Consider the following 25347-nt stretch of genomic DNA (forward strand, 5'->3'; position numbering starts at 1 on the left):
CCGGTTCTGACCGCAGGGCAGCTCCGGGGGGCGTACCCCCGGAGCTGCCCTGAGCTGCGCCCCGAAGGTCAGGGGCTGTAGAGCTCGGTGAGGCCGGTGACCCTGCCGGAGGCGTCCAGGGCGATGTCGTACGTCTTGCCGGAGGCGCAGCTCGGGGTGTCCGAGTCGCCGTCCAGGCACTTGCCGATGTGGTCGATCAGCTTGGCGAGGGTGACGGTCTGGTTGTGCTCCGGCCCGGCCAGCTCCGCCTTGGCGTTGGCGGCGATGGTGTACGTCTTCTCGGGGCCCTTCGGCCAGTAGCCGTAGTCGGGGGCCGGGCTGGTGCAGTCGAAGACGCCGTCCTGGGCGATGAGCTTGGTCAGGGTGGCGTGCTTGGAGGCGACGACCACCTTGTGACCGGCGGCGACGGGCTTGTCCGGCTTGCAGGTGGGGGCGCCCGGCTTGATCGGGGCGGTGGAGGACACGGCCGGGTTGGACGCTCCGGTGCCCGGGGTGCCGGCGGCCGGGGTGCCGGTCGCCGCGTCGGCACCGGGGGTGGCGGTGCTGCCTGCGGCCGGGTCGGAGGCGGCCGGTGCGGTGGCCGGGGCCGTCGCGGTCTGCGGAGCAGCCTGCGAGGCGGCCTGGCCGGTCGTGCCCGAAGCCTTGGGGCCGCAGCCGGTGAGGGCCAGGGCGGCGGCCGCGAGCCCGGCGGCGGCGCAGAGAACTCGACGTGATGACAAGGTGGTTGGTCCCCCCATGGTGGCGCTTGCGCGGTTCCTCGACTGACGGTCGGACAGCCTACCGACCGCCGCTCACGGGCGACGGCCGGTAGGCGGGAGCGCTACTCGACGCCGTTCTTGCGGATCGGCTTGTACGGGCCGGTGCCCGGGTACGGGTAGTCCAGCTCGTGCGAGACGCAGCCGTGGCTGCCGCTGTCCTCGATGCAGATGAAGCGGGTGTGCTCGGCGTTGGCCCAGCCGCCGAAGAGCACCACGTGCTCGTGCTTGGGCGTGTTGCAGACCAGCGCGTCGCCGGGCTTGAGCTCGTCCTTGCTGATGTGGTGCGAGACCGACGAGCTCTCCAGGTCCCAGGTGTTCAGGCCGCCGGACGAGCCCGGCGGGATGCCCCAGGCCGCCGAGACCAGGCCCGAGCAGTCGACCCGGTAGCCGTTGGTGATCGCGCCCTGGCTGTAGCCGAGCTTGTGCTCGGCGCGCTCCAGCCCGCGTTCGACGATCGCCTTGCGCTCGGGGTCGAGGCCGTCGAGCTTCGGCTGGTCCTTCACGCCGTCGCCGTGGCCGTTGGTGGGGTGCGCGTGATCGCTCCACGCGTCCCAGCTGTGGCCGACGGTGAGGTGGGTGTCCCAGTTGCCGGTGCTGTGGTCCTTCAGGTTCGGGCCGTCGAACTTGCCGCCGGGGCCGCCCGCGTCGCCGGTGCCGGAGCCGGAGCCGCCGCCACCGCTGGTCCCGCCACCACCGCCGCCACCACTGCCGCCACCGTGGCCGCCGCCGTGGCCACCCTGGGAGCCGCCGCCACCGCCGCCCTTCGAACCGCCACCGCCACCGCCACCGCCACCGCCGTCACCCGGCGCCGGGGGCTTGGGAGAGGGCGGGGGCTGCTGCTCCTTCTGCTTCTTCAGGTCTTCGAGGATCTTGCGCTCGATCTCCTCGTACTCCTTGGCGACGCCCTTGAGCTTCTCGGCGTCCTCGCCCAGCTCCTTGGCGAGCTGCTCCTTGGTGCTCTTGAGCGCCTCCGCGCGGGCGCGGATCTCGGCGACGTCCTTGGTCACCCGGTTCGCGATGATGCCGAAGCCGAGCAGGCCCGAGGGGATGCCGGCGAACAGGTCGGTGGTGGCCGCCTTCGCGATCACCGCCTCGATCTGGCCCATCTTCTCGGTCATGTCGGACATCTGCTGGTTGAGGCGCTGCCAGTCCTGCTGGATCTTGGCCAACTCGCCCATCTGATAACCGAACTGGTCACCAGCCATACGGCTCTCTCCCCGTGGTCGTCGTCATAGCGGTCGGAAGCTTGTCGGGAGCTCGTCGGAAGCTCAGTAGACGTGCGCGAGCTGTGTGACGGCCTTGCTCAGCCCGTGCAGCTCGTCGGAGACCCCGGCCAGCTCGCGGACCCGCCCCTGCGCGTGCCCGACGAACGCGTCGGAGGCCGGGCCGTGCCAGGTGAGGTGCGAGAGGGCGGAGTTGATCTCCTGGGACAGCTGCTCGACCTGCTTGCCCATCGCGTCCAGCTCGGCGGCGAGCTTCTCCAGCTCGGCGTCGGAGTTCCCGAACATCTTGCCGAGCGCCCAGTGGGCCACCTCGCTCGGCACCAGGACGACGTCCTCGACGCCGTGGACGATCCCCTTGCCGATGCCTTCGAGCGTGCTCAGGAAGCCCATGGCTGTTCCCCCATTCCCCCGTAAGAACTGGCTGATAATCAGTCAAAAGGCTAGCGGACCCTCTCACCCCTGAGGAGACCTGCCGTACGCGAGCAGTGCCAGACCGGGCACGGACAGCAGCCCGTCGGCCTCCACGCACTCCCCCGCCAGCCGGTCGTACTCCCGCTTGACCGCCGCGATCACCCCGGCCGGCTGGCTCGTCACCACCAGCCCGAGATTGGCCACCCCGGCCGCCACCCCGGCCCACCACAGCTCCGGATCCACGCGGTGCACCAGCCGGATCTCCCGGCACCCGGCCCCGGCCCACCCCGCCCCGGCCGCCAGCGCCCCGAAGCCCGCCGCCGTCCGCTCGAAGTTCAGCTCGGCCGGCACTCGCGGCAGCACCGGCCACTGCACCTCCGCCGCCAGCGCCCGGCCGAACAGTTCCATCGAGCCGTTCCCCTCGTCCGCCCAGATCGTCGCCGCCAGCCACCCGCCGGGCCGCGCCACCCGGCGCAGCTCCGCGAGCGCGGCGGCCGGGCGCCCGACGTGGTTGACCACGAAGTTGCCCACCACGGCGTCGTACGCCCCGTCCGCGAACGGCAGCTCCGGCAGCAGGGCCACCCGGACGTCCGCCCCGGGCAGCGCGGCGGCGGCCAGCGCGGCCATCCCGGGGTCGGCGTCCACCGCCGTCACCACCGCACCAAGCCCGGCCGCCGCCACGGCCGCCGTCCCCGGGCCCGTCCCGACATCCAGCACCCGCACCCCCGGGCCGACCCGCGCGGCGTCCAGCAACGCCGGCACGGTGTGCGCGCACAGCTCCGCGAAGCTCTGCCGGTAGGCCTGGGCCCGGCCCGCCCACAGCCGCCGCTCGTGCTCGTCGAACTCACCCACGATGAAGTCCCCCTCGGTCCTGGGCACCCCTGAGACACCCCGCGACGCACCGTAACAACCGGCCGATCCCGACCGGCGGGCGGTCTGTGACACTGGAGGGGCTCGAAAACCGAGGTGCGCCTGCCCGTGCCTCCTTGCGAACCTAGAGGGATGTCCGCAGTGAGTTCTCCCGAAGTCCAGCCCGCCGATGCACCCACCGTCGGGGGGCTGGCCGCGCGTCTGCCCGGCCTGATGCTGCGCGACCAGCAGCGGATCGGGCGGCGGTTGGACGGCGCGCGGCGGGTCCGGGGGCCCGGGGCGCAGGCGAAGATCGCCCGAGAGCTGTCGGCCGACATCGACCGGGCCGAGCTGCGGGTGGAGCAGCGCCGGGCCGCCGTGCCGGAGATCCGGTACCCGGCGGAGCTGCCGGTCAGCCAGAAGAAGGACGACATCCTGGCCGCGATCCGCGACCACCAGGTGGTGATCGTCGCGGGCGAGACCGGCTCCGGCAAGACGACGCAGATCCCGAAGATCTGTCTGGAGCTCGGCCGAGGGGTCCAGGGCCTGATCGGCCACACCCAGCCCCGCCGGATCGCGGCCCGCACGGTCGCCGACCGCGTCGCCGAGGAGCTGAGGACCCCGCTCGGCGAGGCCGTCGGCTGGAAGGTCCGCTTCACCGACCAGGTCGGCCCGGACACGCTGGTCAAGCTGATGACGGACGGCATCCTGCTGGCCGAGATCCAGACCGACCGCGAGCTGCGCCAGTACGACACCCTGATCATCGACGAGGCGCACGAGCGCAGCCTCAACATCGACTTCATCCTCGGGTACGTCAAGCAGCTGCTGCCCCGCCGCCCCGATCTCAAGGTCGTCATCACCTCGGCGACGATCGACCCGGAGCGCTTCGCCAAGCACTTCCATGACGCCCCGATCATCGAGGTCTCCGGCCGCACCTACCCGGTCGAGGTCCGCTACCGGCCCCTCGTCGAGGACGGCGACGAGACCGAGGAGGTCGACCGGGACCGCGACCAGGTGCAGGCGATCTGCGAGGCCGCCCAGGAGCTCCAGGCCGAGGGGCCGGGCGACATCCTGGTCTTCCTCTCCGGCGAGCGGGAGATCCGCGACACCGCCGACGCGCTGGACAAGCTCAAGCTGAAGTTCACCGAGATCCTGCCGCTCTACGCCCGGCTCAGCTCGGCCGAGCAGCACCGGGTCTTCCAGCGCTCGAACAGCCGCCGGATCGTGCTGGCGACCAACGTCGCGGAGACCTCCCTCACCGTCCCGGGCATCAAGTACGTGATCGACCCGGGCACCGCGCGGATCTCCCGCTACAGCCACCGCACCAAGGTGCAGCGCCTGCCGATCGAGGCGGTCAGCCAGGCCAGCGCCAACCAGCGCAAGGGCCGCTGCGGCCGCACCTCGGACGGCATCTGCATCCGGCTGTACTCGGAGGAGGACTTCCTCTCCCGCCCCGAGTTCACCGACCCGGAGATCCTGCGGACCAACCTGGCCTCCGTCATCCTCCAGATGACGGCCGCCGGGCTCGGCGACATCGCCGCCTTCCCCTTCCTCGACCCGCCGGACTCGCGCAACATCAAGGACGGCGTCAACCTCCTGCACGAGCTGGGCGCCCTCGACCCGGCCGAGAAGGACCTCCGCAAGCGCCTCACCCCGCTCGGCCGCCAGCTGGCCCAGCTGCCGGTCGACCCCCGGATGGCCCGGATGGTCATCGAGGCCGACAAGAACGGCTGCGTCCGCGACGTCATGGTGATCGCCGCCGCGCTCTCCATCCAGGACCCGCGTGAGCGCCCGGCCGAGAAGCGCCAGGCCGCCGACGACCGGCACCGCCGCTTCAACTCCGAGACCTCCGACTTCATGGCCTACCTGGCGATGTGGCGGTACGTGAAGGAGCAGCAGCAGGAGCTCTCCTCCTCGGCCTTCCGCCGGATGTGCAAGTCCGACTACCTGAACTACCTGCGGATACGCGAGTGGCAGGACATCTACCACCAGCTGCGCACGGTCGCGAAGCAGCTCGGCGTGACAGTCGAGGAGCCGCACCCGGACGCCGAGCCGGACAGCGACCGGATCCACCAGTCGCTGCTCGCCGGGCTGCTCTCGCACCTGGGCCTGTACGACGTGGAGAAGCGCGAGTACGGCGGTGCGCGCGGCGCCCGCTTCGCGGTCTTCCCGGGCTCGGGGCTGTTCAAGAAGCCGCCGCGCTGGGTGATGTCGGCGGAGCTGGTGGAGACCTCGCGCCTCTGGGCGCGGATCAACGCCAAGATCGAGCCGGAGTGGGTCGAGCCGCTCGCCGGGCACCTGATCAAGAAGAGCTACAGCGAGCCGCACTGGGAGAAGAAGGCCGGCGCGGTGCTGGCGTACGAGAAGGTGACCCTGTACGGGATGCCGGTCGTCGCCCAGCGCAAGGTCAACTTCGGCCGGATCGACCCGGAGCTCTGCCGCGAGCTGTTCATCCGCAACGCGCTGGTGGAAGGCGACTGGGAGACGCACCACAAGTTCTTCGCGGAGAACCGCAAGCTGCTCTCCGAGGTGGAGGAGCTGGAGAACCGGGCCCGCCGCCGCGACCTGATGGTGGACGACCAGACGCTCTTCGACTTCTACGACAGCCGGCTGCCGGAGGAGATCGTCTCCACCCGGCACTTCGACTCCTGGTGGAAGAAGGAGCGGCACGAACAGCCGGACCTGCTGAACTTCGAGAAGTCGATGCTGATGAACGACGTCGCCGACGGCGTCACGGAGGCCGACTACCCGGACTACTGGCAGCAGGGCAAGCTGCGCTTCAAGCTGACGTACCAGTTCGAGCCGGGCAGCGACGCGGACGGCGTGACCGTCCACATCCCGCTGCCGGTGCTCAACCAGGTCACCCCCGAGGGCTTCGACTGGCAGATCCCGGGGCTGCGGGCCGATCTGGTGACGGCGTACATCCGCTCGCTGCCGAAGGCGATCCGCCGCAACTTCGTCCCGGCCCCCGACTTCGCCGCCGCCGCGCTGCGCCAGGTGAAGGACCGTCAGGAGCCTCTCCTGCCGACACTGGAGCACATCCTCAAGCGGATGACGGCGATCAGCATCCCACCGGAGGCCTGGGACGACGAGCGGGTGCCGGACCACCTGCGGGTGACCTTCCGGGTGGTGGACGGCAAGCGCAAGCTGGCCGAGTCCAAGGACCTGGAGGACCTCCGGCTCCAGCTGAAGCCCAAGCTGAAGGAGACGCTCTCCTCGGCCGCCTCCGGCCAGGGCATCGAGCAGCAGGGCCTGACCGCCTGGCCGGCCGGCCTGCCGGTGCTCCAGCGCACCTTCGAGCAGCGCTCGCGCGGGCACTCGCTGCGCGCGTACCCGGCGCTGGTGGACGAGGCGGAGTCGGTGGCCGTCCGGCTCTTCGACACCCCGGAGGAGCAGGCGCGGGCGATGTGGGCCGGCACCCGGCGGCTGCTGGTGCTCGGCACCAACTCGCCCGCCAAGTCGATCCAGGGCCGGCTGGGAAACCAGGCCAAGCTCGCCCTCTCCTACAACCCGCACGGCTCCGTCCCCGCGCTGTTCGAGGACATCGTGTCGGCCGCGACCGACCGGCTGATGACGCTGCACGGCGGCCCGGCCTGGGACGAGAGCGCCTTCACCCTGCTGTACGACAAGGTGCGGGCCGACCTGTACGAACTGTCGGCGGACACCACCCTGAAGACGGCGAGCGCCCTGATCGCCTTCCAGAAGGCCTCGACCCGGCTGAAGTCGGTCAGCAGCCCGGTGCTGCTGACCGCCGTCAACGACGTCCGGCTGCACCTGGCCTCGCTGATCCACCGAGGCTTCGTCACCGACACCGGCTGGCAGCGGCTGCCGGACCTGAAGCGCTATCTGCTCGCCGTCGACCGCCGCCTGGAGGCACTGCCGAACCACCCCCAGCGCGACCTGCTGCACCTGCAGAAGGTCCAGCAGGTCCAGCAGGCGTACGGCGAGCTGCTGGCCTCGCTGCCGCCCGGTCAGGAGCCCTCGGCGGCGGTGCGGCAGATCCGCTGGATGATCGAGGAGCTGCGGGTGAGCTTCTTCGCCCAGGGCCTGGGCACGCCGACCCCGGTCTCGGAGAAGCGCATCCTCAAGGCGATGGAGGCCGCTGCGGCAGCCTCCTGACGTGCTCCGGGGCCGCGCCGGAGCCGGTTCGACTCCGAGGCCCCGGATGCAGTACGATCTGTCTTGTTCGCAAGCGAGAGCAGCGCGAATGAGACAAAGATCTGGTCCTGTGGAGCAGTTGGTTAGCTCGCCACCCTGTCAAGGTGGAGGTCGCGGGTTCAAGTCCCGTCAGGATCGCAGTAGGTGAGAGGCCCGGAGCCGCAAGGTTCCGGGCCTCTTGCGTTTGTCGGAGCGTCGGCTGAGGGTGCGTCAAGCCGGAGCCCCTGTGGCGCTCGTCACTTATCTTTTCTTGAGGCCGGGCAGCCCGGACGCCCCCCGCAGTGGGCGTAATTTAATATATAAAATTGTACTGGCTTTCCTCTTCATTCCCCCCTCCCACTTCCGGAACAATTGGAGCCATTGATTCCGGCACCGGACACGCCGAAGGGGCCGCACCCCTGACCCGGCGGAGTCAGGGAGTGCGGCCCCTTCTGGAATGCTTCAGCGGCTCTCTCAGCCTTCGGTACGCTGAGCCGGAATCCCGGCCAGCAGGGCGCGCACCTCCGCCTCGCGATAACGGCGGTGTCCGCCGAGAGTGCGGATCGACGTGAGCTTGCCGGCCTTTGCCCAACGCGTGACCGTCTTCGGGTCGACGCGGAACATGGTGGCGACCTCTGCCGGTGTCAGCAGGGGCTCAGCATCAGGGGTACGAGCGGTCATGAGCGGCCTCCTCGGGAGAACCGAACCAGAGCGGTTCTATCCTTCAAATTCTGCACCTTGGCCCGCGATGCCCGAAATGACATACGCAGACCGAGTCGGTAATAGGACGAACGGCTTGTCCTGGTGTCTACAACTACACCATCCGTCCAGCCCCATCGGCCAAACCGTCAAAATTGACCCCTCACGGGCCCAAGAGCGACGGATGGCCATGGACCACCCCATAGCGGACAGTCACCGCAGGATGACAATCGGTTATGGGTGGACCAGACCCTTCGTTTCCCCGCAAAGTACGCACCACCGTCAGATCCACCCAAAAGTGGACACACTTGAGTGAACTTGGGCTGGTTGTCCCATTTTTACACATAGGGGTAAGTACGCGTCAACGGTGAGTAGTGTCACGTTCGAGGGGTATTGACCCGAACCAGGACCTTGGTCCCCGGCACGGGGCCGAAGGTCCCGACCATCCTCACCCCCCGCACTGACAGGCGCCTTGAGCCCTCGTCAGCTGGCATTCCGCCGCGCGAGGACCTGCCGCCAGCGCTCGGTGACCACCCGGTACGCCCGCGCCGCCTCGGCCCCGTCACCCGCCCGCAGCGCGCCGACCGCGCCCTCCAGCTCGGCCACCGAATCCTCCGCCGCCAGCCGCTCCGCCCCCAGCAGGTGCACCAGCCCGCCGTAGTCCAGCTCCACCAGCGACCTCGGGTGGAACTCCTCCAGCCACCGGCCGATCTGCTCCACCTCCCGCACCAGCGGCCCGAGCGGCAGCCTGTCCCGCAGCACCCGGTAGCTGCGCGCGATCCGCCGCCGGGCCTGCGACATCGGCGTCAGGTAGAAGAGGGCGGCCGACTGCCGGCTCCCCTCGGGGCCGGGCGGGACGTAACAGCGGTCCTCCGCGCCGAACGGCAGGCACCAGCGCACCGGCACCTCCCAGCGGCTGGTCAGGATCCACGGCCGGGCGTCCGGGTGGTCCGCCTGCCAGCGCTCCCGGTCCGCCTCCGCCGCAGCCCGCGCGGCGGGCGGCAGCACGGTGTCCAGCAGCGCCACCGGCAGGGCCGTGGTCAGCTCCTCCAGCGCCTGCCAGCTCCGCAGCCGGGTCGACCACGGGCAGACGTACGTCACGCCGTCGACCACCCGGACGAAGGCCCGGCCGCTCTCCCGCTCGGGCAGCGCCCGGGGCGTCCGGGCGAGCAGCTCGGCGAGCGCCGCCCGCTGCTCCTCCAGGGCAGCGGCCGAAACCGCCTGGCCAGGCCCGTCGGCGTCCGGGCCGCGCTCGGCGGCGTACGCCTGCCAGCGGGCCCGCTCCGGCTCGGAGTAGGCCGCCAAGGGCTCGTAGACCCGCAGGTGGGCGGTGTAGGGCGGGAGCACCGAAGTGCGCACGACGGTCACGTACGGCATCGTCGCACGCCCTGCCCGGCGCCCGGGAGAGTGCCGTCGGGGGGCGTTCGCTCGTTCTCCCGGGAGGGGCAGAATCCGCGCCCTGCCCGGAGCTAGGCTGCCCTCAGGCGCCCACACCACAGCAGTGGGCCTCGAATACTGGAGTCACCACAGTGACCGACGTACAGACCGTGTCCGCTTCGCACCCCGCACCCGGCGTGCTGAGCAGGATCTTCCGTACCGAGCAGGACGGCGTCCCGGGCGACGGGCACGAGCAGGTCGTGCTCTGCCACGACCGGGCCTCGGGCCTGAAGGCGATCATCGCCATCCACTCGACCGCGCTGGGCCCGGCCCTCGGCGGCACCCGCTTCTTCGACTACGTCTCCGAGGAGGAGGCCCTCGAGGACGCGCTGCGGCTCTCCCGCGGCATGAGCTACAAGAACGCCCTCGCCGGTCTCGACCTCGGTGGCGGCAAGGCCGTCATCATCGGCGACCCGAACCGCGACAAGAACGAGGCGATGCTCCGCGCCTACGGCCGCTTCGTGCAGTCGCTGCGCGGCCGCTACATCACCGCCTGCGACGTGGGCACCTACGTCCAGGACATGGACGTCATCGCGCGCGAGACCGAGTTCGTGACCGGCCGCTCCCCCGAGAACGGCGGCGCGGGTGACTCCTCCATCCTCACCGCCTTCGGCGTGTTCCAGGGCATGCGGGCCTCCGCCCAGGCCCGCTGGGGCCAGCCGACGCTGCGCGGCAAGCGGGTCGGCGTCTCGGGCGTCGGCAAGGTCGGCCACTACCTCGTCGGCCACCTGGTCGCCGACGGTGCCACGGTCGTGATCACGGACGTCTCCGAGGCGGCCGTGAACCGCGTCCGGGCCGCCCACCCGGACGTCGAGGTGGTCGCGGACACCGCCGCCCTGCTGGCGGCGAAGCTGGACGTCTACGCCCCCTGCGCCCTCGGCGGCGCGCTCGACGACCACACCGTCGGCGCGCTCGGCGCGGCCGGCACCTCGGTGGTCTGCGGCGCGGCCAACAACCAGCTGGCCCACCCGGGCGTCGAGAAGGACCTCGCCGACCGCGGCATCCTCTACGCCCCGGACTACCTGGTGAACTCCGGCGGCGTGATCCAGGTCGCGGACGAGATCGAGGGCTTCAACTTCGAGCGCGCGAAGAACAAGGCCACGAAGATCTTCGACACCACCCTGGAGATCTTCACCCGCGCCGTCAGCGACGGCGTGCCGCCGGCCGTGGCGGCCGACCGCCTGGCCGAGCGCCGGATGCGCGAGATCAGCGCTCTGCGCACGATCCTGCTGCCGGCCGCCCGCAAGAGCTGAGCCCCCCTGCGAGGGGGGTCGGCGGCACACCGGCCGCCCCCCTCGCAGACCTCGGCGCCGAGTGCGATCCCGGATCACGATGTGGAACCGGATTCTCACTTTGTAGCCCGAACGGGCTATGCAGGGCCCCCGCTCGGGGGATAATCGGTCCCGGAACGACGGACCATGGCAGGCTGTGAGCAGCCTGCGAAAGCCCAGAAATCCTCTCGTGACCTGGAACGACCTGGTTTCGAGGGGTGGCAGTGCGCGCCACGTCACACCGGCGACGTACCGTTCGGCGGCGGAAACAGGTACCGTTAATGCTCCAAGGGACGGCTCTCCCACTTCGGGCAGGCCGCTCCTGATCATGAACACGTGTCAGACTCGGGGCCGTGAGCCCCATCGTTGAGGGGGTCGACCCATGGGGCGCGGCCGGGCCAAGGCCAAGCAGACGAAGGTCGCCCGCGAGCTGAAGTACAACGGCGGCGGCTTCGACGCCAGCCGTCTGTCCAGCGAGCTGGGCGTATCGCCCTCTACCACTCCGATCAAGCCAGCACCGATCGAAGAGGTAGAGGAAGACGATCCCTACGCTGCGTATGCGGACTACTACAACGACGAGGACGACGACGCGGAGGCGGACGCGGGCAGCAGCCCATCCCGTCGGCGCGCGTAAGAGCCTGACAAGACCGGCTCGGCACTCCCCCGGAGCGCCGAGCCGGTCTTCGGCGTTCCCGCAGGTCGCAATGGGTGCGGCTGGGGTTGCCGCTGTGCGGAGGGGCCCACCCGGGGCCCCTCCGGCACGGGGTCAGGCCAGCTCGAAGCCGTCGTACGCGTTGTAGAGCGCCGCGCCGCCGTCGTGCTCGTCGGTGCGGTCGACGATGTCGCCCAGCAGCCAGGCCTCGACGTCCCGGTCCTCCAGGATCGCCAGCACGGTGTCGACCGACTCCGGCGGGACGACGGCGACCATGCCGACGCCCATGTTGAGGGTCTTCTCGATCTCCAGGGTCTGCATGCTGCCGACCTTGGCGACGGTCTGGAAGACCGGCAGCGGGCTCCAGGTGCCGCGGTCCAGGCGGGCGTGCAGGCCGACCGGGATGACGCGGGCCAGGTTGGCCGCCAGGCCACCGCCGGTGACGTGCGAGAAGGCGTGGATCTCGGTGGCGCGGGTGAGCGCCAGGCAGTCCAGCGAGTAGATCCGGGTCGGCTCCAGCAGCTCCTCGCCGAGGGTGCGGCCGAACTCCTCGACCTTGCGGTCCAGCGACCACTTGGCCTGGTTCAGCAGCACGTGGCGCACCAGCGAGTACCCGTTGGAGTGCAGACCCGAGGCGGCCATCGCGATGACCACGTCACCGGCCCGGACGCGCTCGGCGCCCAGCAGCGCGTCGGCCTCCACCACGCCGGTGCCCGCGCCCGCGACGTCGTAGTCGTCCGGCCCGAGCAGGCCCGGGTGCTCGGCCGTCTCGCCGCCGACCAGGGCGCAGCCGGCCAGCGCGCAGCCCTCGGCGATGCCCTTGACGATCGCGGCGACCCGCTCGGGGACGACCTTGCCGACGCAGATGTAGTCGGTCATGAAGAGCGGCTCGGCGCCGCAGACCACCAGGTCGTCGACGACCATGCCGACCAGGTCGTGGCCGATCGTGTCGTGCTTGTCCATCGCCTGGGCGATCGCCACCTTGGTGCCGACCCCGTCGGTGGCGGTGGCCAGCAGCGGGCGCTCGTAGCGCTTGAAGGCGGAGGCGTCGAAGAGCCCGGCGAAACCGCCCAGGCCGCCCACGACCTCGGGGCGGTTGGCCTTCTTGACCCACTCCTTCATCAGCTCGACGGCGCGGTCGCCTGCCTCGATGTCGACACCTGCGGCGGCGTAGGTGGCGCCGCGGCTCTCGTTGCTGGTCACTAGCGGTGGCCCTTTCGGGTCAGTGGGGGTGGGAAAACCGTGTGCACTCTCAGAAACCAGAACAGGAGCGCGGGGAACCACATGCGCAACCGTGCACCTCGGTGGGTGCCTGGTCACGCAGTTCCCCGCGCCCCTGGTGGTGCATGGCTGGTGCGTTGCCTTCGTTACGGACGCCGCAGGGCGTCAGCTGCTCCGTGCCCGCCGAGCAGCGACTGGACTCCGTCCAGGTCGCTCGTCGGCTTGCCGCGAACCGCCGGCTTCTGCTGGCCGCCCGCGATCTCGGCCTCCAGCAGGAGCTTGCCGAGGAGTGCCGGGTCGGGCAGCTCCATCGGGTACTCACCGTCGAAGCAGGCCCGGCAGAGCTTGTCCTTCGGCTGCGCGGTGGCCTCGATCATGGCGTCGAGCGAGATGTACGCGAGCGAGTCCGCGCCGAGCGTGCGGCCGATCTCCTCGACGGACATGCCGTTGGCGATCAGCTCCGCGCGGGTGGCGAAGTCGATGCCGAAGAAGCAGGGCCACTTGACCGGCGGGGAGGAGATCCGGATGTGCACCTCGGCGGCGCCGGCCTCGCGGAGCATCCGGACGAGCGCGCGCTGGGTGTTGCCACGGACGATCGAGTCGTCCACGACCACCAGGCGCTTGCCCCGGATGACCTCCTTGAGCGGGTTGAGCTTGAGGCGGATGCCGAGCTGGCGGATGGTCTGGCTGGGCTGGATGAAGGTGCGGCCCACATAGGCGTTCTTCACCAGGCCGGAGCCGTACGGGATGCCGCTCGCCTCGGCGTACCCGATCGCGGCGGGGGTGCCGGATTCGGGCGTCGCTATCACCAGGTCGGCCTCGACGGGCGCCTCGGCGGCCAGCTTGCGGCCCATCTCCACGCGGGAGAGGTGCACGTTGCGGCCGGCGATGGAGGTGTCGGGGCGGGCCAGGTAGACGTACTCGAAGACGCAGCCCTTGGGCTTCGCCTCGGCGAAGCGGGAGGTCCGCATGCCGTTCTCGTCGATGGCGATGAGCTCGCCGGGCTCGACCTCGCGGATGAAGGAGGCGCCGCAGATGTCGAGCGCCGCCGTCTCGGAGGCGACCACCCAGCCGCGCTCCAGCCGGCCGAGCACCAGCGGGCGGATGCCCTGCGGGTCACGGGCGGCGTAGAGGGTGTGCTCGTCCATGAAGACGAGCGAGAAGGCGCCCTTCACCTTGGGCAGCACCAGCTGAGCGGTCTCCTCGATGGAGAGCTCGGGGTGCCCGGCAAGGAGGGCGGTCACCAGATCGGTGTCGTTGGTCACCGCGGCACGGCCGGAGCGCGATACGTGCTCCTCGCCGGGCAGCTCGGCGACCATGGCCGCCAGCTCGGCGGTGTTCACGAGGTTCCCGTTGTGCCCGAGGGCCAGCGAACCGTGAACCGTCGCCCGGAAGGTCGGCTGGGCGTTCTCCCAGACCGACGAGCCGGTTGTCGAGTAGCGGGCATGTCCGACGGCGATATGCCCGTGCAAGGACCCCAGAGCCGCTTCGTCGAAGACCTGGGAGACAAGTCCCATGTCCTTGTAGACGAGAATCTGGGAGCCATTGCTCACTGCGATGCCCGCGGATTCCTGTCCGCGGTGCTGCAGGGCATAGAGGCCGAAGTACGAGAGCTTTGCGACCTCCTCGCCGGGAGCCCAGACACCGAAGACGCCGCAAGCGTCCTGGGGGCCTTTCTCACCGGGAAGAAGGTCGTGGTTGAGTCTTCCGTCACCACGAGGCACGCCTTCGAGTCTAGGGCAGTTACGCACGCCTTCCCGAACAGGGGAGCCCCCGGATATTGGCCGTTCCAATAGCAACGCGCGTAGACATAACCCCTTACCGGGGCCGTCATTTCGGCGGCGGCAATTCGGGCGGCCTTGGCACGCGCGCCCTGCGGGCCGGTCGGGGGCCCGGCGGGCGGGCCCGGGGCGGGTGGCGGAGTGATGCTGCTCACCCGGCCGGCAGCATCAGCTCCCAGGCGCCCGCGTGGACCGTCCAGGTGCGGGTGCGGACGGGGCCGAGCGGGTGGCCGTCGGCCTCGTAGCCGAAGCCCCGGCCCGCGACGGTGAGGCTCGCGGCGCGGACCCGGTGGGCGGCGCCCGCGCGGCGGAGCACCAGCTCCATCACCCCGCCGTCGGGGGGCAGGTTCACCTGGAGCAGCCGGACGGGCTGGTGGAGGTCGGCCAGCAGGCGGCCGTCGGCCTCCACCCGGAGCTGGGCGGCGCTCCCGTGCGGGCTCCCTCGGTCGGCCGCAGCCAATTTCGCCCATAGCGAACGCAGTGCACTCCGACGGCCCAGCCGGTACGGCTGGATGCGGACCCCGCCGAGCACCACCCCGCCGCCGTCGTCCACCAGCAGGTCGAGCTTGCGCGAGCTGCCCTGGATCACCGCGCGGGCCGCCGCCACCGGCTCGCCCGGCACCCCCAGCCCCCGCGCCACCCCGACGGCGCCGGGCCGCCCGATCGGGACGACGCCGACGGCGTCCGCACCCAGTTCCCGCTGCCGGTGCAGGGCTTGCAGCACGCGTTGCAGCGCCAGATCGGATCCGATCACGACCGGTCGGCGGCGGCCCCGGTGCGCAAGCAGGCGGTCGAGTTCGGACACGCTCTCGGGCAGCGCGACCTTGCAGTCGGCGCCTCCGCAGAGCACGTCCCTGGCGATCCGCACCGACTCGCCATCGGCCTGCCGGGCCGCCGGGTCCAGCAGCACGAGCAGCGGGTCCGGCCCACCTGGAGAAACGGCACGGGATTCGGGCGTGGACAGGGACGACACGACCGGTCCTTCCTCAGGTAATCTCTCGGTGCAAGAGCCCCTTGCGCTATTGCGCCAGGGGCTTCGTCTATCTCGGGGCAGACTGCGGCCTACGCAGGATGCCCCAACCGGAAGGGGTGTACGCCTGTGCCGGCACTCGTGCTCGTTGGCGCTCAGTGGGGGGACGAGGGCAAGGGGAAGGCGACCGACCTGCTCGGCGGCTCCGTCGACTACGTCGTCCGCTACCAGGGCGGTAACAACGCCGGTCACACCGTGATCATCGGCGACCAGAAGTACGCCCTCCACCTGCTGCCTTCCGGCATCCTCAGCCCGAACGTCGTACCGGTCATCGGCAACGGCGTCGTCATCGACCCGGGCGTGCTGCTCTCCGAGCTCAAGGGCCTGGACGAGCGCGGCATCGACACCTCGAAGCTGCTGATCTCGGGCAACGCCCACCTGATCACCCCGTACCACCGCACCCTGGACAAGGTCACCGAGCGCTTCCTCGGCAAGCGCAAGATCGGCACCACCGGTCGCGGCATCGGTCCGGCCTACGCCGACAAGATCAACCGCATCGGCATCCGGGTGCAGGACCTCTTCGACGAATCGATCCTTCAGCAGAAGGTCGAGGCCGCGCTGCACGACAAGAACCAGCTGCTGGTCAAGCTCTACAACCGTCGCGCCATGCCGGTCGAGCTGGTCGTCGAGGAGTACCTCGGCTACGCCGACAAGCTGCGCCCCTACCTCGCCGACACCACCCTCGTCCTGGACCAGGCGCTGAAGGCGAACAAGGTCGTCCTGCTGGAGGGCGGCCAGGGCACCCTGCTGGACGTCGACCACGGCACGTACCCCTTCGTGACCTCCTCGAACCCGACCGCGGGCGGCGCCTGCACCGGTGCGGGCATCGGCCCGACCAAGATCGACCGGGTCATCGGCATCCTGAAGGCGTACACCACCCGCGTCGGCTCGGGCCCCTTCCCGACCGAGCTGCTGGACGCCGACGGCGACGCGCTGCGCCGGATCGGCGGCGAGCGCGGTGTCACCACCGGCCGTGACCGCCGCTGCGGCTGGTTCGACGCGGTGATCGCCCGTTACGCGACCCGCGTGAACGGCCTGACCGACTTCTTCCTCACCAAGCTGGACGTGCTGACCGGCTGGGAGGAGATCCCGGTCTGCGTCGCGTACGAGATCGACGGCAAGCGCGTCGAGGAGCTCCCGTACAACCAGTCGGACTTCCACCACGCGAAGCCGATCTACGAGAACCTCCCCGGCTGGACCGAGGACATCAGCAAGTGCCTGACCTTCGCCGACCTGCCGAAGAACGCGCAGGCCTACGTGAAGGCGCTGGAGGAGATGTCCGGCGCGCCGATCTCGGCCATCGGCGTCGGGCCGGGCCGGACCGAGACGATCCAGATCAACTCGTTCATCTAGGTCACCCCGCTCCGAGAGCCCCGTCCGCCTTCCGGCGGGCGGGGCTTCTTGCCATCCCCGGGGAGCCTGCTTGCACTAAGGCAGATATATCTTGCTTCTAGTTCAATGGCTGGTTATCGTCGAGGCATGACCGCTCGACTGCCCTCCCCCACCGTCCTGACCGGCCGCCACGTCCGGCTGGAGCCGCTCGACCGGGCCCACGTGCCCGACCTGTTCGCCACCTGCGGGGCCGACGACGAGGTCTGGCGCTGGCTGCCGGACCCGACACCCCGGACGGAGGCCGAGCTCGGCGCCATCGTCGACGACCGCCTCCAGGAGGTCGAGGACGGCTCGTGCGTCGCGTTCGCCGTGATCAGCCTGGAGAGCGGGAAGGCGATCGGCGTCACCTGCTACTTCGACGCCAGCGCCACGAACGAGCTGCTGGAGATCGGCGGCACCTGGTACGGCCGCGCGTACTGGCGCAGCGCCGTCAACACCGAGGCCAAGCTGCTGCTGCTCACCCACGCCTTCGACGAACTCGGCATGGGCCGGGTGCTCTGGAAGACCGACCACCTGAACGAGCGCTCGCAGAACGCCATCCGCCGCCTCGGCGCCCAGTACGAGGGCACCTTCCGCCGCCACCGCCGCCGGCCCGACGGCAGCTGGCGGGACAGCGTCCACTTCTCGATGCTGCGGGACGAGTGGCCCGCCGCCCGGGAGCGCCTGACGGCGCGGGCACCGGGGCACTGAGGGGCTTCGCGACACCGGGCGTCGTACGCTTGTCCGTCATGACGCCCTCCCCCACCACCGCCCCGGCGGCCGGGCGCCGCCGCTCGGGTGCCGTCGCCCTGGGCATGGTCGGCACCCTGGCCCTGGCCCTGACCAGCTGCTCGTCCTCCGGCAGCGCCCCGCGCCGCTGCGTCGACCCGGGCAGCCTCAAGGTGCTGGACAACCACTCCTGCACCGACAGCAGAGCCTCCGGCCGTTGGTACTACTGCGACTCCGGCTCGCTGACCGCCGCCGGCGGCACCTTCGACCAGGCCGCCACCAAGCGCGGCGGCTTCGGCTGCCCCAGCGGCTCCGGCGGGGGCTGACGGCGATGCGCCGCCGCACCCGCACCCCGCGACCCGACTGGCAGGCCGTGGTGGAGAGCCAGGGGCTCGTCTACGCCGTCTGCGAGGACCCTTGCAACCAGGGCGGCCCGCACGCCTACTGGGACGAGAGCGCGTACTACGAGTTCACGCTGCCCGAGGTCGAGGCGCTGGAGGGCGTGGTCGAGGAGCTGCACGAGCTGTGCCTCGACGCCGTCGACCACGTGGTGCGGGAGCGGCGGTACGCCGAGTACGGCATCACCTCGGGCCGCGTCGCCGAGGTGATCGCCGAATCCTGGCGGCGGCGGGCCGAACAGCCCTCCGTCTACGGCCGGTTCGACCTCGCGTACGACGGCGTCGGCCCGGCGAAGCTCTTCGAGTACAACGCCGACACCCCGACCTCGCTGATCGAGGCCGCGAGCCCGCAGTGGTTCTGGATGGAGCAGCTCTTCCCCGGCGCCGACCAGTGGAACTCCCTGCACGAGCGGCTGGTCGCCGCCTGGGCCCGGCAGAAGCACCTGCTGCCGCCCGGCCCGCTGCACTTCGCCCACTCCCGCGGCGACACCGAGGGGGAGGACTGGCTGACCACCCTCTACCTCCAGGAGACCGCGCAGCAGGCCGGGATCGAGACCGTCGGCATCGCGATGGAGGACATCGGGCTCGACGGGCTGAGCGGGCGGTTCGTCGACCTCGACCACCGGTACATCCGGTCGGTCTTCAAGCTCTACCCCTGGGAGTGGCTGGTCGAGGAGGAGTTCGCGCCGCAGCTGCTGGCCGGGATCGACCACGGCGGCAGCAGCGGCAACACCCTCTGGATCGAGCCGGCCTGGAAGATGCTGCTCTCCAACAAGGCGCTGCTCGCCGTGCTCTGGGAGCTCAACCCCGGCCACCCCAACCTGCTGCCCGCCTACCTCGACGGGCCGCGCGAACTCACCACGACCGGCTACGCGGCGAAGCCGCTGCTCGGCCGCGAGGGCACGGACGTGCGGATCGTCACCCCTGACGGCAGCGTCGACCGGCTGGCCGACTGGGCCGGTGACCCGGACCGCTACGGCGCCGAGGGCCACTGCTACCAGCAGCTCCACCCGCTGCCCGACTTCGACGGCAACCGGCCGGTGCTCGGCGCCTGGGTCGTCGACGGCGAGCCGGCCGGGCTGGGCATCCGCGAGACGGACGACAGTCTGATCACGCACCAGGGTGCGCGCTTCCTGCCGCACATCATCGCCGGGGGCTGACCGGGGATCAGCCGCCGGGGGCTGAGCAGGGGGTCAGTGCTCCTCGGCCACCATGTGGTCGAGGCAGACGGCGACGGCGAGCAGCAGCGGGATGTCGGCGCCGTCATGGATCTTGATGCCGTACGCGTCCCGGATGCTGAACCAGCGGCGGGAGACCTCGGCGAGCTGCTTCCCGTGCTCGTCCTCGATCCGGTAGTCGCGGTCGAGCAGGTCGCCGTGGATCTCCAGCTCGCCGCCGCTCTCCAGCTCGACCTTGTACTTGTCGCGGAAGGGCGTGAACAGCTTCTCCCGGACGGTCGCGACCACGTCGCCGTCGGCGTTCTCGATCTTCATCGCGTCCCGGACGGTGACGACCTTCTTCTTCACCACCGCGACGATCTGCCCGGTCTGGTCCTTCAGCTCGAAGGTGTCGCGCAGCCGCAGCACCTTCCCGTCCACCAGGTAGGCCTTCTCGCCGTGCTCGTCCTCGATCCAGTGGTCGTCCCCGAGCGAGAACATCCGCTCCTTCATCACGTACTTCATCCTGCACTCCCAGCATCGACGCGGCCCGGTCTGTCAGGTGCCATCTTGCCCACCCGACCACCCGTCATCCGGTACCACCGCCGCATCAGTTCTGTCACAGACCCTCAGCCACCGAAAATGGCGAGCGGGTCGCCGAGGAGCCAGGTGTTGTCGATCCGCATCCGGCTGATCAGCCAGCGGCTCCCGTCCCGGACCAGCTCGACCTCGTAGGGGTTCTTGAGCAGGGCGTGGGTGCCGGGGTCGGTGATCAGCAGGTGCTGTGCCTCGACCAGGGCGGTCATCCGGGCGGTGTCCCCGGTGACGGTGATCCGGGCGTTGGTGACCTGGTGGGTGGTGTCCACCCGGCCGGCGAACATCGCCAGGACGGCGGTGACGATGGCGTCCCGGCCGGTCATCAACGGCAGCTCGGCGCCCCAACGCGCGGCGGCCGGGCGGAAGTCCAGCTCGGCGTCCTCGGTGAAGGCCGAGGCGAACAGCGCACGGTCCTTCAGGTCCTGGCCGAGGGCGAAGCGGTACAGGGCGTCGGTGATCTCGGCACGGTCCCGCAGCTCGGCGACGACGGCGGCCGTGTCACCGGGCGCGGCGGTCAGCGCGTGGTGAGCGTGAGCGTGGTGGGCCTGAACGGCGGGCGTGGTCATCGTGTACTCCGGTGCGGGAGAGGGTCGGTGAGCGGCAACGCCTACTCTGCTACCGCGCTCGGTGGCGAACAACGGCCGCCTGCGCCATGATCGTGAACTTGGACTTAACGGTGGGAGGGCGCGTGATCGAGCGGCACGAGCTGGAGACCCTGCTGACCCTCGCGGAGGAGCTGCACTTCGGCCGCACCGCCGAGCGCCTGCACGTCTCCACCGCCCGGATCAGCCAGACCGTCCGCAAGCTCGAGCGGCGGGTCGGCACCCCGCTCTTCCACCGCACCAGCCGGCGCGTCGAACTCACGCCGGTCGGAAGGCAGTTGGTGACGGAGATCCGCCCCGCCTGGGCAAGCGTCGGCGCTGCGTTGCAGCGGGCGACCGAGGCGGGGCGGGGCGTCTTTGGCACCCTGCGGGTCGCCTTCGTCGGCGCAGCCGCCGGGCAACTGCTGACCGGTGCGGCCGAGCTGTTCCGTGACCGGGCGCCCGGCTGCGAGGTACGGCTGCGCGAGGCGCAGCCGGCCGAGCTGCTGCGGTGGCTGCGCGAGGACGAGGCCGACCTCGGCTTCGGCCCCTTCCCGGTCGAGGCACCTGACATGGTCTGCGGCCCGCCCCTGGTCCGCGAGGGCCGTGCGCTGGCCGTGTCCACCGGGCACCCCCTGGCCGGCCGCCGCAACGTCTCGACCGAGGACCTCGACGGGCTGCCCGTCCTGCACCTGTCCGGCCTCCAGCACCCCGACCCCCAACACCCCGGCGGCCCAGAGCCGGCGGCCGCAACCCTGTACGAGGCCCTCGCCCTCGTCGGCGCCGGCCAGGCCGTCCTCCCCGTCGGCGCCCACACCCGCCGCTACCACCCCCGCCCCGACATCACCTACCTCCCCCTCACCGACACCCCACCCCTGGAGTGGGGCCTACTCTGGCCCGCCGACCGAGCCACCGCCCGCATCCGCGCCTTCACCGAAGCCGCCTCGGACCTGCTCCGCGACACCACCCCGGACCAGCGGTGACCGGAATGCGTCCACGTCCGATGGGGTTGGATGTGGGCATGGCTACTCGTGCACGTGTCCGTGCCCCTGAACTCGTCGGCGCCGGTGGTTGGCTCAACACCGGGGGGAAGGAGCTGACGCTCGCGGACTTCCGGGGGAAGATCGTCATCGCGGACTTCTGGACCTTCTGCTGCATCAACTGCCTGCACGTGCTGGACGAGCTGCGGGAGCTGGAGGAGAAGCACCGGGACACCGTGGTGATCGTCGGGGTGCACTCGCCGAAGTTCGTGCACGAGGCCGACCACCAGGCCGTGGTGGATGCGGTGGCGCGGTACGAGGTGCACCACCCGGTGCTGGACGACCCGGCGCTGGTGACGTGGAAGCAGTACGCGGTGCGGGCCTGGCCGACGCTGGTGGTGATCGACCCGGAGGGGTACGTCGTCGCGCAGCATGCCGGGGAGGGGCATGCGCACGCGATCGAGCGGCTGGTGGAGGAGCTGGAGGCCGAGCACGGGGCGAAGGGGACGCTGCGGCGCGGCGACGGGCCGTACGTGGCGCCGGAGCCGGTCGCCGGGGAGCTGAAGTTCCCGGGGAAGGCGGTGCGGCTGCCGGACGGGCACTACCTGGTCGCGGACTCCGGGCACCACTCGCTGGTCGAGCTCGCGGAGGACGGCGAGACGGTCGTGCGGCGGATCGGGGACGGCGAGCGCGGGCTCGTCGACGGCCCGGCGCCGCGGTTCAGCGAGCCGCAGGGGCTGGCGCTGGTGCCCGAGGGGCTGGGGCTGGACTACGACGTGGTGGTGGCCGACACGGTCAATCACGCGCTGCGCGGGGTGCGGCTGGCGGACGGCTCGGTGCGGACGCTGGCGGGCACCGGGAAGCAGTGGTGGCAGGGTGCGGCGACGGCCGGGCCCGCGCGGGAGGTGGACCTGTCCTCGCCGTGGGACGTCGCGTTCTTCGACGGCGAGGTCTGGATCGCGATGGCCGGGGTGCACCAGCTCTGGGCGTACGACCCGGTGGCGGGGACAGTACGGGTCGCGGCCGGGACGACCAACGAGGGCCTGGTGGACGGCCCGGTGGCGGAGGCCTGGTTCGCGCAGCCGTCCGGGCTCGCGGTCTCGGCGGACGGCGAGAAGCTGTGGGTCGCGGACTCGGAGACTTCGGCGGTGCGCTGGGTTTCACGTGAAACCGGCGAGGTGCACACCGCCGTCGGGACGGGCCTGTTCGACTTCGGGCACCGGGACGGCGCGGCCGGGCAGGCCCTGCTCCAGCACCCGCTCGGCGTCACGGTGCTGCCGGACGGCTCGGTGGCGATCTGCGACACCTACAACCACGCGCTGCGACGCTTCGACCCCGCGAGCGGGGAGGTCAGCACGCTGGCCACCGACCTGCGGGAGCCCTCCGGGGCCGTGCTGGTCGACGGCGACCTGGTGGTCGTCGAGTCGGCCCGGCACCGGCTGACCCGGCTGCGGCTGCCGGAGGAGGCCGTCCGCGTCGATGCGGTGGCGCACCGCACCCAACGTGCCGCGACCGAGGTCGCGCCGGGCACGCTGCGGCTGGAGGTGGTCTTCCAGGCCCCGGCCGGCCAGAAGCTGGACGAGCGCTACGGCCCGTCCACCCGCCTGCTGGTCAGCTCCACGCCGCCGGAGCTGCTGCTGGCGGGCACGGGCGCGGACTCGGCGCTCTCCAGGGAGCTGGTGCTCTCCGCCGAGGTGCCGGAGGGCGTGCTGCACGTCTCGGCGATGGCGGCCTCGTGCGACGACGACCCGGCGATCGAGTACCCGGCCTGTCACGTCCACCAGCAGGACTGGGGCGTCCCCGTCCGGCTGACGCCGGGCGGCGCCGACCGGCTGCCGCTGATCCTCGCCGGGATCGACGCGGCCGAGCGGTAACACCCCGAAGAACGGGACGCGGGCGGAATGCCTCGGAGGCCCTGTACTACCGTTCCTCCGAGATAGGCGCAGCTGTCTGATCATCAGACAGCTGCGCCGCCGTTACTCCTGCCGAAGGGCTAGCACCGCGTCCATGCAGAAGCTGCTGACCAAACGCGCCATCATCCTTCTCACCTCCGCCGCCGCCGTGTTGGGCGCGACGACTCCCGCTGTGGCCGCCACGCCGACGGCCGGGACGCAGCACGTCAGCTACCGGGGCTACGACCTCCAGGTGCCCGCCGCCTGGCAGGTCGTGGACCTGGAGAAGGCCCCGCGGACCTGCGTGCGGGCCGACCACAACACCGTGTACCTCGGCACTCCGGGCGCCGACCAGGACTGCCCGGCCCACGGTGTCGGGGACACCGCCGACGGTCTGCTGATCGAGCCGGCTGCGAGCGCTGCCCAGCGCGGCGCGCAGGCGCCCGAGGTGCCGGCGGGCACCGCCGTCCCGCAGTCGGTCATAGCGAAGGACGCCGTCGCCCATCAGTTCCGGGTCGGGATCAGCGGCACCGGTCTGCTGGTCACCGCGAACTACCGCGACTCCGCCGCCACCGTCAACGGCCTGCTGGCCGGCGCCAAGGCCACCACGACGGGGACCACCGGCAGCACCTCGAAGACCCCGGTCGCCCCCCGCTCGGTGGCACCGAACGCCACCACCACCGTGCCCAGCACGGTGGCCACCGGCTACGGGTTCGACGCCTGCGAGGCGCCGTCCGCGAACACCATGCAGACCTGGCGCGCCAGCTCGCCGTACCGCACGGTCGGCGTCTACATCGGCGGCGCCGCCCGCACCTGCAAGGAGCAGGCGAACCTGACGCCCGGCTGGGTGAGCGCCCGCGCCTCGGAGGGTTGGTCGTTCCTGCCGATCTACGTCGGCCCGCAGGCGACCATCAGCCCGACCATCCCCGCTGACGCGGCCTCGGCCCAGCAGGCCGGTACGGCTGCGGCCTCCGACGCCGTGAACCAGGCGGCCAACCTCGGCTTCGCGCTGGGCTCCGTGCTCTACGTCGACGTCGAGAACTACGGGACGACGTACCACGACCGGGTGCAGAGCTACCTCACCGCCTGGACCAAGCAGATCCGGGCCCTCGGCTTCCGGTCGGGCGTCTACTCCAGCGCGTCCAGCGGCATCAAGGATCTCGCCGCCCAGTACAACCAGCCCGGGTCCACCAACCCGGACGTGGTCTGGTCCGCCAACTGGAACAGCCAGGACAACGTGTCGGACGGCGCCATGGGGCTCCCCGGCTCCGGCTACTGGCCGAACGCCCAGCGGGTGCACCAGTACCAGAACGTGACGGACAGCTACGGCGGCATCTCGATCAACATCGACCGTGACTACCTCAACGTGGGCGGCGGGTCGACGCTGCTGAAGCCCGCGGCCCAGCTGACCACCGGCTGGGGGTCGTACTCCGAGGCCGTCTCGGGTGACTTCACCGGCGACGGCAAGGCCGACCTGGTCGCCCGTGACAACAACAGCGGCACGCTCTACCTCTGGCCCGGCAACGGACAGGGCGGATTCAACAGCTCCATCGTCCTGACCACCGGCTGGGGCAACTTCTCGCAGGCCACCGCAGGTGACTTCACCGGCGACGGCAAGGCCGACCTGATCGCCCGTAACAACAGCAACGGCGTTCTCTACCTCTGGCCCGGCAACGGACAGACCGGCTTCAACGACTCCATCGTCCTGACCACCGGCTGGGGCAACTTCTCGCAGGCCACCGCAGGTGACTTCACCGGCGACGGCAAGGCCGACCTGATCGCCCGCAACGACAGCAACGGCGTTCTCTACCTCTGGCCCGGCAACGGACAGACCGGCTTCAACGACTCCATCGTCCTGACCACCGGCTGGGGCAACTTCTCCGAAGCCACCACCGGTGACTTCACCGGCGACGGCAAGGCCGACCTGATCGCCCGCAACAACACCGACGGGAACCTCTACCTCTGGCCCGGCAACGGACAGACAGGCTTCAACAACTCCGTCGTCCTCATCACCGGTTGGAGCGCCTTCTCGCAGGCCACCACCGGTGACTTCAACGGCGACGGCAAGGCCGACCTGCTCGGCCGCAACGACCCCACCGGCAACCTCTACATGTGGGCCGGAACCGGCGGGTCCTGACCGGACCGGCACGAAGAGGGGGGCCGGCTCGTAACG

21 protein-coding genes and 1 tRNA gene are annotated in these 25347 nt (G+C 70.9%); 11 read left to right on the plus strand and 11 right to left on the minus strand.

The features are described 5' to 3' along the window. Positions 1 to 68: 68 nt before the first annotated feature. The 4 genes from ACR68M_RS14870 to ACR68M_RS14885 form a co-directional block, all read right to left on the minus strand. Complete coding sequence (locus tag ACR68M_RS14870; RefSeq protein ID WP_441250963.1) at positions 69 to 719, minus strand: hypothetical protein; 651 nt, start codon at positions 717 to 719, stop codon at positions 69 to 71. A 101-nt stretch (positions 720 to 820) separates the two neighbouring features. Then, positions 821 to 1963, minus strand: coding sequence for a hypothetical protein (locus ACR68M_RS14875; RefSeq protein WP_441250964.1), 1143 nt, complete (start codon positions 1961 to 1963; stop codon positions 821 to 823). Between the two features lie 63 nt (positions 1964 to 2026). Next, on the minus strand, positions 2027 to 2371 hold the full coding sequence (locus tag ACR68M_RS14880) for a WXG100 family type VII secretion target (protein ID WP_441250965.1): 345 nt from the start codon (positions 2369 to 2371) through the stop codon (positions 2027 to 2029). 63 nt (positions 2372 to 2434) lie between these two features. Continuing rightward, positions 2435 to 3271 (minus strand): class I SAM-dependent methyltransferase, encoded by an 837-nt coding sequence (locus ACR68M_RS14885; RefSeq protein WP_441250966.1) that lies wholly within the window; start codon positions 3269 to 3271, stop codon positions 2435 to 2437. A 123-nt stretch (positions 3272 to 3394) separates the two neighbouring features. Here ACR68M_RS14885 and hrpA point away from each other — a divergent pair, with 123 nt between their 5' ends. Beyond that, the gene (hrpA, locus tag ACR68M_RS14890) at positions 3395 to 7360 is read left to right on the plus strand and encodes an ATP-dependent RNA helicase HrpA (RefSeq protein WP_441250967.1); all 3966 of its coding nucleotides are present in this window, start codon (positions 3395 to 3397) and stop codon (positions 7358 to 7360) included. A gap of 103 nt (positions 7361 to 7463) precedes the next feature. Further along, positions 7464 to 7537 (plus strand) — tRNA-Asp (locus ACR68M_RS14895). A gap of 315 nt (positions 7538 to 7852) precedes the next feature. Here ACR68M_RS14895 and bldC read toward each other — a convergent pair. Then, positions 7853 to 8059: a developmental transcriptional regulator BldC gene (gene bldC, locus ACR68M_RS14900; protein WP_104817559.1), complete on the minus strand. Its 207-nt coding sequence runs from the start codon at positions 8057 to 8059 to the stop codon at positions 7853 to 7855. A gap of 501 nt (positions 8060 to 8560) precedes the next feature. Then, entirely contained in the window at positions 8561 to 9454 is an 894-nt protein-coding gene (locus ACR68M_RS14905) for a hypothetical protein (RefSeq protein WP_441250968.1), read from the minus strand. Between the two features lie 152 nt (positions 9455 to 9606). On the opposite strand from ACR68M_RS14905, the gene ACR68M_RS14910 reads away from it, so the two are divergent. Beyond that, positions 9607 to 10767 carry a Glu/Leu/Phe/Val dehydrogenase dimerization domain-containing protein gene (locus ACR68M_RS14910; protein ID WP_441250969.1) on the plus strand — a complete coding sequence of 387 codons (1161 nt, stop codon included), beginning with the start codon at positions 9607 to 9609 and terminating at the stop codon, positions 10765 to 10767. 400 nt (positions 10768 to 11167) lie between these two features. Then, positions 11168 to 11419 carry a DUF3073 domain-containing protein gene (locus ACR68M_RS14915; RefSeq protein WP_441250970.1) on the plus strand — a complete coding sequence of 84 codons (252 nt, stop codon included), beginning with the start codon at positions 11168 to 11170 and terminating at the stop codon, positions 11417 to 11419. Positions 11420 to 11551: 132 nt separating this feature from the next. On the opposite strand, the gene purM is transcribed toward ACR68M_RS14915, so the two are convergent. The 3 genes from purM to ACR68M_RS14930 all read right to left on the minus strand — a co-directional run bounded on the left by purM (position 11552) and on the right by ACR68M_RS14930 (position 15412). Next, positions 11552 to 12640: a phosphoribosylformylglycinamidine cyclo-ligase gene (gene purM / locus ACR68M_RS14920; protein ID WP_441250971.1), complete on the minus strand. Its 1089-nt coding sequence runs from the start codon at positions 12638 to 12640 to the stop codon at positions 11552 to 11554. A gap of 164 nt (positions 12641 to 12804) precedes the next feature. Then, positions 12805 to 14382, minus strand: coding sequence for an amidophosphoribosyltransferase (purF, locus tag ACR68M_RS14925; protein WP_441250972.1), 1578 nt, complete (start codon positions 14380 to 14382; stop codon positions 12805 to 12807). A 208-nt stretch (positions 14383 to 14590) separates the two neighbouring features. Beyond that, positions 14591 to 15412, minus strand: coding sequence for a diacylglycerol kinase (locus ACR68M_RS14930; protein WP_441250973.1), 822 nt, complete (start codon positions 15410 to 15412; stop codon positions 14591 to 14593). Between the two features lie 126 nt (positions 15413 to 15538). On the opposite strand from ACR68M_RS14930, the gene ACR68M_RS14935 reads away from it, so the two are divergent. From ACR68M_RS14935 to ACR68M_RS14950, 4 genes are all read left to right on the plus strand, one after another. Continuing rightward, positions 15539 to 16822, plus strand: a complete 1284-nt coding sequence (locus tag ACR68M_RS14935) for an adenylosuccinate synthase (RefSeq protein WP_441250974.1) — start codon at positions 15539 to 15541, stop codon at positions 16820 to 16822. A 126-nt stretch (positions 16823 to 16948) separates the two neighbouring features. Then, positions 16949 to 17551: a GNAT family N-acetyltransferase gene (locus tag ACR68M_RS14940; protein ID WP_441250975.1), complete on the plus strand. Its 603-nt coding sequence runs from the start codon at positions 16949 to 16951 to the stop codon at positions 17549 to 17551. A gap of 38 nt (positions 17552 to 17589) precedes the next feature. After that, on the plus strand, positions 17590 to 17895 hold the full coding sequence (locus tag ACR68M_RS14945; RefSeq protein WP_441250976.1) for a hypothetical protein: 306 nt from the start codon (positions 17590 to 17592) through the stop codon (positions 17893 to 17895). 5 nt (positions 17896 to 17900) lie between these two features. After that, complete coding sequence (locus tag ACR68M_RS14950; protein WP_441250977.1) at positions 17901 to 19127, plus strand: glutathionylspermidine synthase family protein; 1227 nt, start codon at positions 17901 to 17903, stop codon at positions 19125 to 19127. Positions 19128 to 19160: 33 nt separating this feature from the next. Here the strand turns inward: ACR68M_RS14950 and ACR68M_RS14955 are convergent, their stop codons facing one another. Both ACR68M_RS14955 and ACR68M_RS14960 read right to left on the minus strand, forming a co-directional pair. Further along, the gene (locus ACR68M_RS14955; RefSeq protein ID WP_441250978.1) at positions 19161 to 19649 is read right to left on the minus strand and encodes an LURP-one-related/scramblase family protein; all 489 of its coding nucleotides are present in this window, start codon (positions 19647 to 19649) and stop codon (positions 19161 to 19163) included. Between the two features lie 104 nt (positions 19650 to 19753). Further along, positions 19754 to 20287 carry a nuclear transport factor 2 family protein gene (locus tag ACR68M_RS14960; RefSeq protein WP_441250979.1) on the minus strand — a complete coding sequence of 178 codons (534 nt, stop codon included), beginning with the start codon at positions 20285 to 20287 and terminating at the stop codon, positions 19754 to 19756. Positions 20288 to 20409: 122 nt separating this feature from the next. Between ACR68M_RS14960 and ACR68M_RS14965 the strand changes: the two genes are divergently transcribed. The 3 genes from ACR68M_RS14965 (at position 20410) to ACR68M_RS14975 (ending at position 25311) form a co-directional block, all read left to right on the plus strand. Then, positions 20410 to 21285: a LysR family transcriptional regulator gene (locus ACR68M_RS14965; RefSeq protein WP_441250980.1), complete on the plus strand. Its 876-nt coding sequence runs from the start codon at positions 20410 to 20412 to the stop codon at positions 21283 to 21285. Between the two features lie 38 nt (positions 21286 to 21323). Further along, the gene (locus tag ACR68M_RS14970; RefSeq protein ID WP_441250981.1) at positions 21324 to 23156 is read left to right on the plus strand and encodes an NHL domain-containing thioredoxin family protein; all 1833 of its coding nucleotides are present in this window, start codon (positions 21324 to 21326) and stop codon (positions 23154 to 23156) included. 133 nt (positions 23157 to 23289) lie between these two features. Then, positions 23290 to 25311, plus strand: coding sequence for a glycoside hydrolase domain-containing protein (locus tag ACR68M_RS14975; RefSeq protein WP_441250982.1), 2022 nt, complete (start codon positions 23290 to 23292; stop codon positions 25309 to 25311). Positions 25312 to 25347: the final 36 nt, after the last annotated feature.

This window comes from Kitasatospora sp. McL0602, assembly GCF_052076145.1.
Lineage (GTDB): Bacteria > Actinomycetota > Actinomycetes > Streptomycetales > Streptomycetaceae > Kitasatospora.

What these genes read in the sequence shown, in the direction of transcription:
- ACR68M_RS14975 (WP_441250982.1), top strand. Translation starts at nt 23,290, where the DNA reads ATGCAGAAGCTGCTGACCAAACGCGCCATCATCCTTCTCACCTCCGCC.
- ACR68M_RS14955 (WP_441250978.1), bottom strand. Translation starts at nt 19,649, where the DNA reads ATGAAGTACGTGATGAAGGAGCGGATGTTCTCGCTCGGGGACGACCAC.
- ACR68M_RS14905 (WP_441250968.1), bottom strand. Translation starts at nt 9,454, where the DNA reads ATGCCGTACGTGACCGTCGTGCGCACTTCGGTGCTCCCGCCCTACACC.
- bldC (WP_104817559.1), bottom strand. Translation starts at nt 8,059, where the DNA reads ATGACCGCTCGTACCCCTGATGCTGAGCCCCTGCTGACACCGGCAGAG.
- ACR68M_RS14915 (WP_441250970.1), top strand. Translation starts at nt 11,168, where the DNA reads ATGGGGCGCGGCCGGGCCAAGGCCAAGCAGACGAAGGTCGCCCGCGAG.
- ACR68M_RS14875 (WP_441250964.1), bottom strand. Translation starts at nt 1,963, where the DNA reads ATGGCTGGTGACCAGTTCGGTTATCAGATGGGCGAGTTGGCCAAGATC.
- ACR68M_RS14960 (WP_441250979.1), bottom strand. Translation starts at nt 20,287, where the DNA reads ATGACCACGCCCGCCGTTCAGGCCCACCACGCTCACGCTCACCACGCG.
- ACR68M_RS14940 (WP_441250975.1), top strand. Translation starts at nt 16,949, where the DNA reads ATGACCGCTCGACTGCCCTCCCCCACCGTCCTGACCGGCCGCCACGTC.
- ACR68M_RS14950 (WP_441250977.1), top strand. Translation starts at nt 17,901, where the DNA reads ATGCGCCGCCGCACCCGCACCCCGCGACCCGACTGGCAGGCCGTGGTG.
- hrpA (WP_441250967.1), top strand. Translation starts at nt 3,395, where the DNA reads ATGTCCGCAGTGAGTTCTCCCGAAGTCCAGCCCGCCGATGCACCCACC.
- ACR68M_RS14945 (WP_441250976.1), top strand. Translation starts at nt 17,590, where the DNA reads ATGACGCCCTCCCCCACCACCGCCCCGGCGGCCGGGCGCCGCCGCTCG.
- ACR68M_RS14970 (WP_441250981.1), top strand. Translation starts at nt 21,324, where the DNA reads ATGGCTACTCGTGCACGTGTCCGTGCCCCTGAACTCGTCGGCGCCGGT.
- ACR68M_RS14880 (WP_441250965.1), bottom strand. Translation starts at nt 2,371, where the DNA reads ATGGGCTTCCTGAGCACGCTCGAAGGCATCGGCAAGGGGATCGTCCAC.